Raw genomic sequence first — 14,263 nt, 5'->3', positions numbered from 1 at the left:
CATGACCGGCCCGAAAAACCGTCTCTCTTCCCGCCTTTCCGCGGTCATGCCGTCGCCGACCATCGCGATGACGCGGCTGGCAGCCGATCTGCGCCGTCAGGGGAAAGACATCATCGGCCTGTCGCAGGGCGAACCGGATTTCGACACGCCCGAACATATCCGCCGCGCGGCGACGGCGGCGATCGAGGCGGGCCAGACCCGCTACACCGATGTCGACGGCACGCCCGAACTGAAAAAAGCGATCGTCGAGAAATTCCGGCGCGAGAACGGGCTGAATTACGAGCTGAACCAGATCAGCGTCGGCACCGGCGGCAAGCAGGTGCTCTACAACGCGCTACTGGCGACGCTGGATGAAGGCGACGAGGTGATCGTTCCCGCGCCCTATTGGGTGAGCTATCCCGATATGGTCCGGCTTGCGGGCGGTGTGCCGGTCACGGTTTCTTGCCCCGAAGAAGACGATTTTCTTCTGACCGCGCCGGCGCTCCGCGCTGCGATCACTGCACGCACCAAATGGGTGATCCTGAATTCGCCGTCGAACCCGACCGGCATGGGCTATTCGGCGGCCCATCTGCGTGCGCTGGCCGATGTGCTGCTGGACAATCCGCAGGTTCTGGTCCTGACCGACGACATGTATGAACACCTGCGCTATGACGGCTGGGAATTCGCCACGATCGCGGCTGTAGAGCCGAAATTGATGGATCGGGTGCTGACCTGCAACGGTGTCAGCAAGGCGTTTTCGATGACCGGTTGGCGCATTGGCTATGCGGGCGGCCCGGCGGATATCATCAAGGCCATGGCGACCTTGCAGTCGCAATCGACCTCGAATCCGTCCTCGGTCAGCCAGGCGGCAGCACTTGCGGCGCTGACTGGGCCGATGGAGTTCCTGGACGAGCGCAACGAGATTTTCCGCGAGCGGCGGGACCTCTGCCTGCAGGCACTGAACCAGGTCGATGGCCTGTCCTGCGTGCGTCCGAACGGCGCCTTCTACCTGTTCCCGTCCTGTGCCGGGATGATCGGGCGCAAGCGGCCCGACGGGCGGGTGATCGAGACGGACAGCGATTTCGTGATGTATCTGGTGGAAGAAGCGGGCGTGGCGGCCGTGCCGGGCAGCGCGTTTGGCCTTGCGCCCTATTTCCGCATCTCTTTCGCCACCGGCACCGACCGGCTGCGCGAGGCCTGCGCACGCATCCGTGCGGCCTGCGCCAAACTGACCAACTGAAGGAAGGACAACAGCATGGATCTGGGGATCAGGGGGAAAGTGGCGCTGGTTCTGGGCGCCGGAGGCGGCCTCGGCGGGGCCATGGCCAACGCGCTGGCGCGCGATGGGGCACGTGTGGCCCTGGGCGATATCGACCTTGCGGCCGCCGAGGCCACGGCGGACGCGATCCGCAAGGCGGGCGGCGTGGCGCTGCCCTTGGCCTGGGATCTGGCCGATCTGGCGGCGATAGAGACGAATGTAGCGCGCATCGAAGCCGAGTTGGGCCAGGTAGAAATCCTTATCAACAACACCGGCGGGCCAAAGCCCTCGACCGTGTCGGGGCAGGATGCCGCGCTGTGGCGGGCAAGCTTTGAATCGATGGTTCTTTCGGTGATCACGCTGACGGACCGGGTCTTGCCGGGCATGCGCGCAAAGAAATGGGGCCGCATCATCACCTCGACCTCGTCGGGCGTGGTGGCGCCGATCCCGAATCTTGGCCTGTCCAACGCGTTGCGCATCGCTCTGGTCGGTTGGTCCAAGACGCTCGCGCGCGAGGTCGGGCGCGACGGGATCACCGCCAATATCATCTTGCCGGGCCGCATCGCCACCAAGCGCATCACCTTCCTTGACGAGCAGAAGGCCGCACGCGAGGGGCGCAGCGTTGCCGATGTGGCTGCGGAAAGCGTCGCCGCCATTCCGCTTGGCCGGTATGGCCAGCCCGAAGAATATGGCGATGCGGCGGCCTTCCTTGCCTCGGCCCGCGCCAGCTACATCACCGGCAGCACGATCCGCATCGACGGCGGATTGATCGCCAGCGTCTGACAGAGGGAAAGACCATGACCACCGACAAAGCCCTGGAACCGGCCGCCGAGGCGGCGCTGATCGCCAAGCTGAAGGGCGTCACCACCGCGACGCTGACCACGGTCCTGCTGAAAAAGGGTCTGCGCAATGTCTGGATCCGCGGCGCTTTCCCGCTGACCCCCGATCTGCCGCGGCTGGTCGGTCGTGCCTTCACCCTGCGCTTCGTCCCGGCGCGCGAAGATCTGGCGACGCCCGCAAGCTGGTCTGCGCCGATCTCAACCCGCGCCGCGATCGAGGCCATGCCGGAAGGCTGCATCTGCGTGACTGATGCCATGGGCATCACCGATGCCGGGATTTTCGGCGATATCCTCTGCGCCCGCATGGTGAAGAAGGGCGTCACCGCCCTTGTCACCGATGGCGTCGTGCGCGACGCCTTGGGCGTCAAGGGCACCGGCCTGCCGGTCTGGTGCGCGGGCGTGGCCGCGCCGCCCTCGGTGGCCGGGCTGACCTTTGTGAACTGGCAAGAGCCCATCGCCTGCGGCGGCGTGGCCGTTTTCCCGGGCGACATGATCGTTGCCGATGAGGATGGCGCCGTGCTGATCCCGGCCGATCTGGTCGAGGCGGTGACGGATGAAGCGGTCGAGCAGGAGCGGCTGGAAGGCTGGATCATGACCCAGGTCGATGCCGGCGTGCCGCTGCCCGGGCTTTACCCGGCCAATGCCGAGAACAAGGCGAAATACGAGGCGTTCAAGGCCGCGCAAAAGGCCTGAAACGCCCTCACAGAGACTTATCTCCCCTGACTGGCCGGGGGGCGGCAACGCCCTTCGGCCATTTTTTCAGGCGCGTAGCGGAATGCCGGTCAGGCTGCGCCGGTCCAGCAGGCAATGCACGCCCTTGGTGCCGTTCACCACCTGTGTGATGCGCAGATCGCCGCAGAGACTGATATGGCGGCTGGCCTCGATCCGGTTCAGGGGCGTTTCGCGGCAGATCAGGTCGATCATCCGGCTGGCGGCTTGCCGGGCGGCGGCGTCGAGCGAGGCGTCAAAGCCGAAAGTGGCGATGACAGAGCCGCATTCGGCCTCGGCGCGGCGGGCGCGCGCCCTTTTTCAAGCGTGAAGCGGAAGCGTCCGGTCAGCGCGGTTTCCAATGCGGTGTCGCAAATCTCGCCCTCGCCCTGAAGGGCATGGCCGTCGCCCGCGTGGAACAGCGCGCCCTGGGTGAAGACGGGGAAGGTGATGCGCGCGCCCTGGCAGAACAGCCTGCAATCGACATTGCCGCCGAAGGGACCGGGCGGAACCGAGCTGACAGTCCCGCTTTCCGGTGCGGGCGCGACGGCCAGAATGCCGAAGAAGGGTGCAAGGGCGACGGTCGGGCCCCAGGGCAGGCGGGCGGTTCCGGCAGCACGGTCGAGAGGAACGATCAGGGTCTCATAAGCGCGGGCGAGGTCGGGAAACAGCCCGAAGCCCGGCTCGACCGCGTTCCAGCCCCAGTCTTGCGCCAGCGCGATCTCTTCGATCTCGACCACCAGCCGGTCACCCGGCTCGGCGCCTTCCACATGGATCGGGCCGGTCAGAAGATGGGGCCCAAGATGCGGTGTCAGAGCCGAAATCGCCGCCAGATGGGCGGGCAGGGGGCGGTGGGGGCTGCCCGGCGGCGGCAGGTTGCGCTGGCCGCCCGACAGGGTTTCCACGGTGACCGAGTCGCCCGGCCGGATATGCAGGGCCGGGCGGGCCGCAGGGTCGATATGGCCCCAGCGCAGGGCATCGGGCGTGGCGGCAAGGTGATGGTGCATCGGTTCTAGCGGAGGGTCATCTGGCGCGGCAGGTCGGAAAGAACCTCGATCCCGGTCGCGGTCACGATCACGGTTTCCGACGCGCCGACAGTGAATTCGCCATAGCTCCGCAGCGTGGCGGGCAGGTGAAAGACCATGCCCGGTTCCAGCAGCCGGTCGACCCCGGTGAACAGCGACAGGATGGCCCCTTCGCCCCAATCTGGCGCGAAGGCCGCGCCCATGGAATAGCCGATCCGTTTGCGGAAGGCTTCGGTATGGCCCGCTGCGTCGATCACCCGTTGCGCCGCCAGATGCGGGGCGGCGCAGGGGCGACCCGGCTCCATTGCGGCAAGGGCCGCGTCCAGCGCCCGTTCGGCCGTGTCCATCATCGATTGCGCCAGGGGCGGGGGCGGGCCGATCCAGACGCTGCGCATCAGAGCCGCATGATAGCGGTCATGACTGGTGGCAAGTTCAAGGAAAACACCATCGCCCGGCTCGATCCGCCGCCGCCGCCAGGTCGCATGCGGCACGCCAGAGCGCGGGCCGGAGGAGATGAGCGGTTCCATCGCCATCGCTTCGGACCCGGACGAGATTGCGACAGCCATCATCGCTGCGGCCACGTCATTCTCGGATACACCGGCGCGGCAGGTCTCTATTGCCGCGGAAAGCCCTGCCTGGGCATAGGCCGCAGCCTTGCGGATCGCCGAAAGCTCGGCGGGCGATTTCACGGCGCGCAGGCTTTCCGCGATGCCGCTGCCATCGCAGAGGCGGATGTCGGAGAGCAGGGTTTCGATCCGGCTGGCCAGGGTATGGCTGACGAACCAGCTGTTCTTCTCCAGCGCCACATGACGCAGGCCAAGTGCCCGGATTAGAGTGGCCATAGCCAAAGCCGGGTTTTCGCCGTCTTGCCAGGCGCGGATGTCGGTCAGCCAGGTCGCCGTGCGGGCGCCGGTGGTTTCAAGCTGGCGCACCAGCAGCACCGGAGGGCCGAGAAGCGGCACGATCAAGGCCTGGAACGCGAAATATCCCGCGGTCTGGCGGCCCGTAGCCCAGAAGATGTTCTCTGGCCCGAACAGAACCAGCGCCTCGGCTCCGGTTGGGGAAAACGCCCGGCGCAATGCCTCTATCCGGGGGGCGAATTCTTCCGCAGGGAACACGGCCTCGCTGCCGCGCAACGGATCGTCGGGGATCATTGTCTTAGGTCCTGTCAAGCCAGTTCAGGGTGCGGGCGCGCATCTGGTCGAAATGCCGTGCCATTGCGGTACGCGCGCCGGCCGGGTCGCGGGCGGCGATGGCGTCGATCACGGCCACATGTTCGCGCGCCTGATCGGCGAAGGTGGTATGGCTGCGGATGACCGAACTGCGCCGGATGATGGCGCGCTGTTCGGCCAGAAGCGCGGGAAGCAAAGACAGCCGGGCGGCGGCGGCGACGGCCAGATGGAAATTGCCATCATCCTGCCAGAAGGTTTCAAAATCGGTGCGGCCTTCCTGAAGATAGTCCAGCTGCCGGGACCGCGCTTCCTCCAGCGCGGGGGTCAGGCCGAAACCGGCGGCACGCTCGGCGGCGGCACGTTCCAAGATCTGCCGGAGCTGAAAGATGTCGAGCAGCTGCTCGACCGAGACCTGCCGCACCAGAAGCGCGCCATTGGCCATCCGCTCGATCACCTGTTCGCTTTCCAGCATCGACAGGGCTGAGCGCAGCGGCGTGCGCGACAGGCCCAGACGCTCGGCCAGATCGCGTTCGGTCAGGATGGTGTTCGGGGCGATGCGGCCTTCGAGAATGTCGTCGCGCAGGCGGCGATAGGCACTTTGCGACAAGGTTTCGCCGGTCATGCGGCCTCCTGCACAAGAGCGGCAAAGACCGCCTCGACGGCAAGCGCCAGGTCGGCGGGGTCCATGCCCTCTTCGGGGCAATGGCTACCATTCCAGTTGCGCAGGAACACCATCACGCTGTCCCAGCCAGCGGCTGCGAAGGCCGCGGCGTCATGGCCTCCACCCGACAGCATGGTTCGCGGCGTCGCCCCGATCTGCGCGGCACCGGCGTCGACCCAGGCGCACATGCTGTCTGACAGCCGCGCCGGGGCAGAGCGGCTTTGCGCGCCAAGATCGAAGGAAATGCCCGGGCGGGCGGCCTCGATCCTTGCGATTTCGGCGCGGAAAGCGCGATCGGCGGCGTCCAGCGTCGCGGGATCGTCCGAACGCAGGTCAAGGCAGAAGTCCAGGGTTCCGGCCACCTTGGCCATGGCATGCGCGGGTGTGGCGGCGTCGACCCGGCCGAAGGTCACGGTCAGGTCGGCGCCGTCTGTCAGAAAGCCCTTCCAGACCTGGTCCATCGCCATGACAAGATCCGCGAAGGCGACCACAGCATCGGCCCGGCCATCGCGCGGAGCCCCTCCGGAATGGGCCCAGGCCCCGGCGATGCGGGCGGCACGGTAGCGCAATCCTCCACGGATGGCCGAGACGAGCGCGAAAGGCTCGCCCGCACTGTCCAGCACGGGGCCCTGCTCGATGTGGAATTCAAGAAAGCGGGCCGGGGCGGGGGGCGTGGCGGTCAGCACGGCCTGGGGGTCGAAGCCCTGATCGAGCATGTGATCGGCCAGCGTGCGGCCGGTATCGACCCGTTTCGCCTGCATGTCCTCGGGCGCAAGCCGGCCCAATGCCGCGCGTGAGCCGATATAGGACACTGGAAACCAGACGCTTTCCTCGGCCCGGGTCACGGTCACGATGAAATCCGCGGCGGGCGTCCTGCCGGTTGCGCGCAGGGCGGCGGCAAGGGCCAACGCCGCCGCCACGCCGGCCTGCCCGTCAAAGGCGCCGCCCTCGGTCACCGTGTCGAGATGCGAGCCGCAATAAAGCGGTGTCAGAGACGAATCCCGCCCCGGCAGGCGGGCGAAAAGATTGCCTGCGGCATCGCGGCGTACCTCCATGCCCAAGGCAAGGGCCTCGGCCTCGATCAAGGCATGGGCCTGACTTTCCAGATCGGAATAGGAGGGCCGGGTCCAGCCCGGGCCGCCCAGGGAAAGCGCGTTCACCCGCGCGAGGACGCGGTCGATCATGGCGCGGATGGCGGCGGCGGCGGGTTGGCCAGCGGGGAACGGGGCGGTCATGCTGTCTGGGGCCTTCGGATCTCGGGATTGACGGCGGTTTCGGGCATCCGGCCCGACAGCGCCGTGATGACATGGCGGGCGGCTTCCAGCGCGACGCGGCGCAGCGCCTCTTCCGTTGTGCCGCCCAGATGCGGGGTGAAGATGACGTTGTCATGCGCCGCCAGCGGGCCTGTGGCTGCGCCCTGCGAAAATACGTCCAGACCCGCGCCGCCCAGATGGCCCGCAGCGATGGCAGCAAGAAGCGCCGCCTCATCCACAAGCCCTGCCCGCGCCAGGTTCAGAAGGATCGCGCCGCGTTTCGTTGCAGAGAGCGCGGCAGCATCAATCAGGTTGCGGGTCTCGGGCCGCAGCGGCGTGTGCAGCGAGACGAGATCGGCATCGGCCAGACCATCGGTCAGCGAGGGCACCCGGACCCCGCCCTCGATCTGCGCGACGCGCGGCGAATGAACGAGGATGCGCATGTCGAAAGCACCGGAGAACATGCGGGCGGTTTCGCGCCCGATGGCACCCCAGCCGACGATCAGAGCGGTTTTGCCGCGCAATTCGGTGAAACGGGCGCTCTCGCGAAAGCCGGTCGTGCCTGATCGCTGCGCCCGGTCTGCGGCGGGAATGCGCCGCGCGACGGCAAGGGCTAGGCCCACGGCCAGTTCGGCGACCGAGCGGGCATTGGCGCCGGGCGTGGTGGCGATGATCACAGCCTTTGCCGCCGCGCCGGGCTTGTCCACCGGATCATGGCCCGCGCCATGCACGACGACCGCTTTCAACCGGTCCGAGGCGGCGAAAGCTGCGGCATCCAGCCCGGCATCGCGGGTGATGACGGCATCCATTCCGGGGATCAGCCGCGCGACGGTTTGCATGTCGGGGGCGGGTGACAGGACGGGGGTGATGCCAGCCGCGCGCAGGGCCGCAAGCCCAGCTTCGTGGATCGGCTGGATGATCAGGCATTTCATGCGGCACCTGCACGGCGAAGCCGGTTCAGCACCGCATCGCGGGCATGTTCAAGATGAGTGCGCAATCGGGCCTCGACCGCATCGGCATTGCCGCTGCGCGCGGCATCAAGAATGTCGAGATGTTCCTGGCAGCCCGCCAAAAACCGCTCGGGAACCTGGGTATGGTCGAAGATGCAGGTGCGCCGATGCAGGGCGGCGACCGTCTGTGCCACTGCGGAATTGCCGAACTCGCGGCCTAGAAGGGCGTGGAACTCGTAATCGGTTTGGCGATGAAGATCGTTGACCGTCGGATCCGACGCCATGAGATGACGAACCTTCGCTTCCATCGCGTCGATCTGGGCGGGTGGCAGGCGCACGGCGGATCGGGCGGCCAGCGGCTCAAGCTCAAGCCGCAGGAAGAAGATCTCTTCGACATCCGCGGGGGTGACGCTGCGCACGCGGGTGAAGCGCCCCTCGACCACGGCCAGTCCTTCGCTTTCCAACCGCTTGATCGCTTCGCGCACGGGGGTCCGGGACATACGAAACCGCTCGCCCAGGGCGGCCTCTTGAAGCAGATCGCCAGATTTCATCACGCCTTCGAAGATCATCGAGATGATGCGGCGATGCGCCTCTTCGGCAAGGGCGCGCGGGGCGGTGCTGGCAGGCGGGGCGGCGCTGTCGGTCATCCAGGTTGCTCCGTCGGGATGCGAGTCATTGCGGGCAGGACCGGGCGCGTCACTTCATCGGGGTCGAAGATGCCGCCGACAAGGTCGCAAGACAGAAGGTAATCCGATCTCAGCACGCCTTCTGCCTTGGGGACAAGGGCGGAAAGGATGCGGCGCAGGCGGGATTGCCGGTCGATCCACAGCTCCTCGCCCTGTTGCGCGCTGATCAGGGCAAAGCGGATCTCGGCCCCGACCGGCTGTTGCGCCAAGCGGGCAAGGTCGACCGAAGCCACGGTTGCGATCTTCGGATAGCCTCCGGTGGTCTGGCTTTCGGCCAGAAGGATGAGCGGCATCCCCGAGCCGGGCACCTGGACCGAACCGGGCACGGTTCCGTCAGAGACGATGTCATGCCCGGAGATCGCGGGCAGGGTGGTGGTGCCCAGAACCATGCCCATACGGTCGCGCTGCGGGGTGATGATGAACGCGCATTCGGTAAGGCGGGCAATCACATCCGGTGCGAATGCGCTGTCCTGCGGGCCAAGGATCAGGCGGATCGGCCCGGTCTCGGCAAAGGGATGTGCGCCCGTGAGGCGGCTGGCGGGACGCAGGCAGGGGGCGTCGGGCAGATCCTCGCCCAAGGGCAGCACATCGCCCGCGCGCAGGGCACGCCCTTCGACTCCGCCCAAGCCCGAACGCAGATGTGTGGCCCGCGAGCCCAGAACGGGTTCGATCGCGATGCCTCCAGACAGGGCAAAATAGGCCCAGGTCACGCCTTCGGGCAGACCGATGGTCAACGTCTCGCCAGGATTCAGGCGGTGGCTTTCTCCGGCATGGACCACGCGCTTGTCGATGCGGATCGGGCAATCGGCGCCGGCCACGGCAAAGCGCAAAGGTCTGGTGCAGCGGAAGCTTCCGGCCGGTCCCGCGAACTCCAACGCCGCGGCAGAAGGGTCGTTGCCGACCAGGACATTGGCCAGCGCCATGGCGGCGCGGTCGATCGGCCCGGCGGGCGAGACGCCCATATGCCGCAATCCGAAGCGTCCGGCATCCTGCACCGACAGCATCGGGCCGGCGGAGAGGATTTCGAGGCTCATGCCAAAACCTCCGGCGCGATGATCATCTCGCCCGCTGCGCTGCGGGCGTCGAGGGCCTGCGCTTCCGCCTCGCTGATCGGCTGGAACCGGATGTGGTCGCCCGCGCGGAACAGGAAGGGTTCGGCCCGCGCCGGGTCGAATGACCGTATCGGGGTCCAGCCCAGAAAACGCCAGCCCGACGGGCCGGCGACGGAGTTGATATTGCCCTGCTGGCCGCCGATGCCGATGGCCCCGCGCGCGATGTTCTGGCGCGGTTTGGGCAGGCGGGGGGTGTGCAGGATCTCGGGCTGGCCGCCCAGATAGGCAAAACCCGGCGCGAAACCGATCATGTAGACGCGATAATCGGTGCCGGAATGGATGGCGATCAGCTCGTCACGCGTGAGGCCCTTCATCTCGGCCAGCTCGTCCAGGTCTTGGCCCACGGTACCGCCATAGAGACAGGGCACGCGCCAGAGGCGCCCGATATTTCCATCCGCCACCGGATGCGCGACCAGGTCAAAAAGGCGCTGGCCAAGCGCGGCGCCACGAATGGTCTCGGGATCATACCGGACAAGAAGCGAGCGGTAGGTCGGCACGATGTCCAGCACACCCGCCATGGCGCCGTTTTCGACTGCGGTTTCCAATGCGGCAGCCAGCGCGATGATGCGGGCGTTGACGGCGGCATCCACCGTCTCGCCAAGCTGCAAGACCAGCGCGCAATCGCCGCAGGGCAGAAGAGTTGGGGGCATCGGGTTCGACATCAAGGGCTTAGTTCCAGGAGGGGAAGAACCGGCGGTCAGCGAGCGGCCGCCGGTCCAGACTGTTTAGCCGCGCAGAAGCTGGGGCAGGAAGCTGATAATCTGCGGGAAGACGGCGATCACCATGACGAAGGCCGCCATGATGAAGAAGAAGGGCATGGTTGCACGGGTGATGCGCGCCATGCTGTCGCCGGTCAGCCTCTGTATCACGGTCAGATTGAAGCCGACGGGCGGGGTGATCTGCGCCATCTCGACCACGATCACCAGGAAGATGCCGAACCAGATCTTGTCGTATCCGGCGGCTTCGGCCAGCGGCAGGGTGATCGGCAGGGTCATCACGATAATGCCCAGTCCTTCCATGACCGTGCCGAGAAGCACATAGAACACCAGAAGGACGAAGATCAGCGTCAGCGGCGACATGCCCCAGCCCTGGATCGTGCCGGCAATGGCGCGCGGCACGCCCAGATAGCCAAGCACGGTAGACAGGAAGGCGGCGCCGATCATGATCAGCCCGATCATCGCGCAGCTTTCGGCGGCCTGCCTTGCTGCGGTGAAGACGCCTTGCAGGGTCAGGGTGCGCTGCGAAAAACCGATGATCATGGAGAAGACGACGCCCACGGTTGCCGCCTCGGTCGGCGAGGCAATGCCGCCATACATCGAGCCGATGACCCCGCCGATCAGCAACAGAAGCGGACCGAGATCGCGCAGGGCGCGCATCTTTTCGCGGAAGGTGGTCGGCGGAGGTGCTGCGCCCACCACGCTGGGGTCCAGCCAGGCGCGCGTCGCCAGATAGCCCATATAGGCCGCCGCCAAAAGCAGGCCGGGCACGATCCCCGCGATGAAAAGCTGCAGGATCGAGGTCTCGGCCATAACTCCGTAGATGATCATGATCGTCGAAGGCGGGATCAGGAAGCCCAGCGTTCCCGCGCCTGCCAGCGATCCGGTGACCAGATCGCGGTTGTAACCGCGGTCGATCAGCTCTTTCGCGGCGATGCGGCCCACGGTGGCGGTGGTCGCCGCAGAGGAGCCGCAGACCGACGCAAAAAGCGTGCAGCCCAGCACGGTCAGATGGCTCAGCCGTCCCGGCACGCGGCGCAGCCAGGGCGACAGCCCGGCAAACAGCGCCTCGGAAATCCTGGTGCGGAACAGGATCTCGGCCATCAGGATGAACAGCGGCAGCGCCAGAAGCTCTGGCGAGACGACAACATTATAGGCCTGCTGCGCAAGCAGCTTGAGGCCCGGCATAGATGGCCGGAACAGGGTGACAAGCCCCGCGCCGATCGCGATGAGGCCAAGGCCGATCCACAGACCGGACCCCAACAGCAGGGTCATCAGGCCAAGAAGGGTTGCGATGATCTTTCCCATGCGCGGCCCCTTATTCCAGGCCCGGGCCGGTGGCCATCGGCTCACCGCGAAGCTGGCGCAAGGTTTGGGCCAGGCATTGCAATGTCAGGATGATGGAACCCAGGGCAAGCGCGCCTTGCGGGTAGACCAGCGGCACGCGGAAGGATGTGGCCGCGGTGGACCCGCGCTGGCCAGACTGCCAGGCCATCTCGATAAACGCCCAGGCCAGATAGGCGCAGATCGCAAGGCCGACGAGGCAGGCGAACAGATCGAGCGAACGGCCCAGGGCCCGGGGCAGAGCTTCGACCAGGGCGGTGACGCGAACATGACTGCCGCCTTTCATCGCGCTGGCGCTGGCCAGCAGGAAGCAGGCCCCCATCAGATAACCTGCAAGATCCCAAGAGAAATGCAGCGAATAGGCAAAGAGGTTGCGCGAGATCAACTCGGCCGTGATCAGCGCGAGAATGCCCAGAAGCGAAAGCGCACCAAGAAAACCGCCGATCCCCGTCAGGCCGTCGATCGCGGCAAGGGTGCGGTTGAATCGGGTAGAGGAAGGTGACATGGAAACCTGCCGTCCGATGAGGGAAGTTGGGCCCGTTCAAGGGCCGGCGAGGCCCTGCATGGCGGCATGGCCAAGAGGCCCGCCGCTATGCAGGACAGACGGTGTCAGTCGCGCATCGAAAGATAGGAGTCGATGATCGGCGCTGCTTCGGGGACGCGGGTCTTGAAGTCCTCCCAGAGCGGACGGGCCTTCTCCAGAAGTGCGGCCTTCAGTTCGGGCGAGGGCGCAGTGATGGTCATGCCGTGTTCGCGCAGGGTCGCGATCTTCTTCTCGTCTTCGGCCCTGCTGTTCATCCAGAACTGGGCTTCCATCGCGGCGGCGGTTTCCTCGATCTTGTCGCGAGTTTCCTGGGGCAGGGCATTCCAGGCGTCCAGATTCACCGACATGATGTTCGACGAGGCCTGCCAGTTGAACGTGTTCATATGGGGGGTGAATTCCCAGAACGAGCCGTCGACACCGGAGGAGGACGAGGTCGTCACGCCCTTGATCGTGCCAGCGGCCAATGACGGCACGACTTCGCCCCAGGGCATCTGGATCGGCGTTGCGCCAAGCGCGGCGAAGAAATCGTTGCCGTTCGAATCGACAACCCGAATCGTCAGGCCGTTGAGGTCGGCAAGCGTGTTGATCTGGTTCGGCGAGAAGACCGCCTGGCCGGGCCAGGGCACCATGTAAAGAACCTTCTGGTTCATCCCGGCCGCCACCTCGTCCAGCTTCGGACGGTAGAACTTGTGCAGCAGGGCCACGTCAGCCAGCGAGGGCGCAAGGAAAGGCAGGGTTTCAATGCCAAGGATGGGCGCTTCGCCGACTTGCTGGTTCAGCAAGATCTCGGCGATCGGCACCAGACCGTCGCGAACGGCGGCCATGCCTTCCGGCCCCTTGATGCCAAGCGCACCGCCGGAATGGACCGTGATCACCACCTCGCCGTCCGTCACTTCTTTCACGGCTTCAGCAAAAGCCATGGCGTTCTGAGTATGGAAGTTGCCTTCCGGCCAAACGATCGACATGTCCCACTGCGTTTCAGCCGATGCCATGGTGGCGGCCAGCGAAAGCGCGAGGGCGGTGCCGAAAGTGAAGAGATTTCCCTGTTTCATGTTTTCCCTTTCGCGGGTTGGTTGGTCAGAATTTGGTTGCGATTTCGGTATACCAACAGTATCCCACTTATGAAGGCCCGCGCATCGCCCTGTCAATCGGGTGCTGCGAAACAGTTACAAAAAAGGCTGAGACGCGCGAAATTGCCGACAAGACAGGCACAACAGGAGGCGTGATGACCCGGACGATCGACCTCAACTGTGACATGGGCGAAAGCTTCGGCGCCTATGTCATCGGCGATGACGAGGCCATGCTGGACCTTGTCACCACGGCAAACATCGCTTGCGGCTTTCATGCGGGCGACCCGGTCGTGATGCGCCGGACGATCCGCATGGCCAAGGCCAGGGGTGTTGCGGTGGGCGCTCACCCGTCCTTTGCCGACCTTTACGGTTTCGGGCGTCGGCGGATTTCGGGCGAGCGGCCCGAAGACCTTGAAACCCAGTTGATTTTCCAGATCGTCGCGATGCAGGGCATGGCCGCGCTGGAGGGCCATCCGATGACCCATGTGAAGACCCATGGAGCTTTGGGCAACATGGCGGCGGTCGACCCCGATCTGGCGGCGCTCTGCGTCCGCGCGATCCGTGCTGTCGACCCGGGCCTTGTCTTCGTGACCCTGCCCTATTCTGAAACCTATCGCGCCGCCGAGAAGGCCGGTCTGCGAATCGCCTGCGAGATCTATGCTGATCGCAGCTATACCGATCAGGGCGAGCTGACGCCGCGCAGCCAGCCCGGCGCCGTGATCCACGATCCGGCGCAAAGCCTTGACCAGGTGCTCGAGATGGTCGTGAGCGGCCAGATCCCCACCACTGGCGGCAAGAAACTCGCCGTGACGCCCGACACGCTTTGCATCCATGGCGACACCAAGGGTGCCGTCGACATTGCCCGCCGCCTGCGCGGCGCGCTTGAGGCGAATGGCGTCACCATCGCCCCCTTTGCAAGACCCTGACCCCACCCGAGACGGATGAA

At 66.0% G+C, this 14,263-nt stretch carries 16 protein-coding genes; 4 read left to right on the top strand and 12 right to left on the bottom strand.

Features of this window, described 5'->3' with window-relative positions:
• Position 1 precedes the first annotated feature (1 nt).
• From ACED67_RS08700 to ACED67_RS08690, 3 genes are read left to right on the top strand one after another with little or no spacing between them, the layout of a single operon-like run.
• Positions 2–1,219, top strand: a complete 1,218-nt coding sequence (locus ACED67_RS08700; RefSeq protein ID WP_395541199.1) for a pyridoxal phosphate-dependent aminotransferase — start codon at positions 2–4, stop codon at positions 1,217–1,219.
• A gap of 15 nt (positions 1,220–1,234) precedes the next feature.
• Positions 1,235–2,020: an SDR family oxidoreductase gene (locus tag ACED67_RS08695; RefSeq protein WP_395541198.1), complete on the top strand. Its 786-nt coding sequence runs from the start codon at positions 1,235–1,237 to the stop codon at positions 2,018–2,020.
• Positions 2,021–2,034: 14 nt separating this feature from the next.
• The gene (locus ACED67_RS08690) at positions 2,035–2,769 is read left to right on the top strand and encodes a ribonuclease activity regulator RraA (protein ID WP_395541197.1); all 735 of its coding nucleotides are present in this window, start codon (positions 2,035–2,037) and stop codon (positions 2,767–2,769) included.
• Positions 2,770–2,835: 66 nt separating this feature from the next.
• Here ACED67_RS08690 and ACED67_RS08685 read toward each other — a convergent pair whose 3' ends face one another.
• From ACED67_RS08685 to ACED67_RS08630, 12 genes are all read right to left on the bottom strand, one after another.
• Positions 2,836–3,000 carry a hypothetical protein gene (locus ACED67_RS08685; RefSeq protein ID WP_395541196.1) on the bottom strand — a complete coding sequence of 55 codons (165 nt, stop codon included), beginning with the start codon at positions 2,998–3,000 and terminating at the stop codon, positions 2,836–2,838.
• Positions 2,997–3,791 carry an acetamidase/formamidase family protein gene (locus ACED67_RS08680; protein ID WP_395541195.1) on the bottom strand — a complete coding sequence of 265 codons (795 nt, stop codon included), beginning with the start codon at positions 3,789–3,791 and terminating at the stop codon, positions 2,997–2,999. Before ACED67_RS08680 ends, ACED67_RS08685 begins: the two co-directional genes overlap by 4 nt.
• A 5-nt stretch (positions 3,792–3,796) precedes the next feature.
• A complete protein-coding gene (locus ACED67_RS08675) occupies positions 3,797–4,963 on the bottom strand; it encodes a M24 family metallopeptidase (protein ID WP_395541194.1) in 1,167 nt (388 codons plus the stop codon).
• 4 nt (positions 4,964–4,967) lie between these two features.
• Positions 4,968–5,603, bottom strand: a complete 636-nt coding sequence (locus tag ACED67_RS08670; RefSeq protein ID WP_395541193.1) for a GntR family transcriptional regulator — start codon at positions 5,601–5,603, stop codon at positions 4,968–4,970.
• Positions 5,600–6,877 (bottom strand): hydantoinase/carbamoylase family amidase, encoded by a 1,278-nt coding sequence (locus ACED67_RS08665; RefSeq protein ID WP_395541192.1) that lies wholly within the window; start codon positions 6,875–6,877, stop codon positions 5,600–5,602. The genes ACED67_RS08670 and ACED67_RS08665 overlap by 4 nt, the downstream gene beginning before the upstream one ends.
• Positions 6,874–7,827 (bottom strand): NAD(P)-dependent oxidoreductase, encoded by a 954-nt coding sequence (locus ACED67_RS08660; RefSeq protein ID WP_395541191.1) that lies wholly within the window; start codon positions 7,825–7,827, stop codon positions 6,874–6,876. Before ACED67_RS08660 ends, ACED67_RS08665 begins: the two co-directional genes overlap by 4 nt.
• Positions 7,824–8,492 (bottom strand): GntR family transcriptional regulator, encoded by a 669-nt coding sequence (locus tag ACED67_RS08655; protein ID WP_395541190.1) that lies wholly within the window; start codon positions 8,490–8,492, stop codon positions 7,824–7,826. Before ACED67_RS08655 ends, ACED67_RS08660 begins: the two co-directional genes overlap by 4 nt.
• The gene (locus ACED67_RS08650; RefSeq protein ID WP_395541189.1) at positions 8,489–9,565 is read right to left on the bottom strand and encodes a 5-oxoprolinase subunit C family protein; all 1,077 of its coding nucleotides are present in this window, start codon (positions 9,563–9,565) and stop codon (positions 8,489–8,491) included. The genes ACED67_RS08655 and ACED67_RS08650 overlap by 4 nt, the downstream gene beginning before the upstream one ends.
• Positions 9,562–10,293 (bottom strand): 5-oxoprolinase subunit PxpB, encoded by a 732-nt coding sequence (gene pxpB / locus ACED67_RS08645; protein WP_395541188.1) that lies wholly within the window; start codon positions 10,291–10,293, stop codon positions 9,562–9,564. Before pxpB ends, ACED67_RS08650 begins: the two co-directional genes overlap by 4 nt.
• A gap of 75 nt (positions 10,294–10,368) precedes the next feature.
• Positions 10,369–11,667, bottom strand: coding sequence for a TRAP transporter large permease (locus ACED67_RS08640; protein ID WP_395541187.1), 1,299 nt, complete (start codon positions 11,665–11,667; stop codon positions 10,369–10,371).
• Positions 11,668–11,677: 10 nt separating this feature from the next.
• Positions 11,678–12,208, bottom strand: coding sequence for a TRAP transporter small permease (locus tag ACED67_RS08635; protein ID WP_395541186.1), 531 nt, complete (start codon positions 12,206–12,208; stop codon positions 11,678–11,680).
• A 104-nt stretch (positions 12,209–12,312) separates the two neighbouring features.
• A complete protein-coding gene (locus ACED67_RS08630; RefSeq protein WP_395541185.1) occupies positions 12,313–13,299 on the bottom strand; it encodes a TRAP transporter substrate-binding protein in 987 nt (328 codons plus the stop codon).
• Between the two features lie 173 nt (positions 13,300–13,472).
• Between ACED67_RS08630 and ACED67_RS08625 the strand changes: the two genes are divergently transcribed.
• Positions 13,473–14,243 carry a LamB/YcsF family protein gene (locus tag ACED67_RS08625; RefSeq protein WP_395541184.1) on the top strand — a complete coding sequence of 257 codons (771 nt, stop codon included), beginning with the start codon at positions 13,473–13,475 and terminating at the stop codon, positions 14,241–14,243.
• Positions 14,244–14,263: the final 20 nt, after the last annotated feature.

It is taken from the genome of Neotabrizicola paludis (genome assembly GCF_044142105.1).
Taxonomy (GTDB): Bacteria; Pseudomonadota; Alphaproteobacteria; order Rhodobacterales; family Rhodobacteraceae; genus Pseudogemmobacter.
Note: the sequence above shows the minus strand (reverse complement) of the source record. Positions and strands in the feature narration are given on the sequence as shown.

Coding starts and splice junctions, on each gene's coding strand:
- ACED67_RS08700 (WP_395541199.1), top strand. CDS start 2: ATGACCGGCCCGAAAAACCGTCTCTCTTCCCGCCTTTCCGCGGTCATG.
- ACED67_RS08695 (WP_395541198.1), top strand. CDS start 1,235: ATGGATCTGGGGATCAGGGGGAAAGTGGCGCTGGTTCTGGGCGCCGGA.
- ACED67_RS08690 (WP_395541197.1), top strand. CDS start 2,035: ATGACCACCGACAAAGCCCTGGAACCGGCCGCCGAGGCGGCGCTGATC.
- ACED67_RS08685 (WP_395541196.1), bottom strand. CDS start 3,000: ATGATCGACCTGATCTGCCGCGAAACGCCCCTGAACCGGATCGAGGCC.
- ACED67_RS08680 (WP_395541195.1), bottom strand. CDS start 3,791: ATGCACCATCACCTTGCCGCCACGCCCGATGCCCTGCGCTGGGGCCAT.
- ACED67_RS08675 (WP_395541194.1), bottom strand. CDS start 4,963: ATGATCCCCGACGATCCGTTGCGCGGCAGCGAGGCCGTGTTCCCTGCG.
- ACED67_RS08670 (WP_395541193.1), bottom strand. CDS start 5,603: ATGACCGGCGAAACCTTGTCGCAAAGTGCCTATCGCCGCCTGCGCGAC.
- ACED67_RS08665 (WP_395541192.1), bottom strand. CDS start 6,877: ATGACCGCCCCGTTCCCCGCTGGCCAACCCGCCGCCGCCGCCATCCGC.
- ACED67_RS08660 (WP_395541191.1), bottom strand. CDS start 7,827: ATGAAATGCCTGATCATCCAGCCGATCCACGAAGCTGGGCTTGCGGCC.
- ACED67_RS08655 (WP_395541190.1), bottom strand. CDS start 8,492: ATGACCGACAGCGCCGCCCCGCCTGCCAGCACCGCCCCGCGCGCCCTT.
- ACED67_RS08650 (WP_395541189.1), bottom strand. CDS start 9,565: ATGAGCCTCGAAATCCTCTCCGCCGGCCCGATGCTGTCGGTGCAGGAT.
- pxpB (WP_395541188.1), bottom strand. CDS start 10,293: ATGCCCCCAACTCTTCTGCCCTGCGGCGATTGCGCGCTGGTCTTGCAG.
- ACED67_RS08640 (WP_395541187.1), bottom strand. CDS start 11,667: ATGGGAAAGATCATCGCAACCCTTCTTGGCCTGATGACCCTGCTGTTG.
- ACED67_RS08635 (WP_395541186.1), bottom strand. CDS start 12,208: ATGTCACCTTCCTCTACCCGATTCAACCGCACCCTTGCCGCGATCGAC.
- ACED67_RS08630 (WP_395541185.1), bottom strand. CDS start 13,299: ATGAAACAGGGAAATCTCTTCACTTTCGGCACCGCCCTCGCGCTTTCG.
- ACED67_RS08625 (WP_395541184.1), top strand. CDS start 13,473: ATGACCCGGACGATCGACCTCAACTGTGACATGGGCGAAAGCTTCGGC.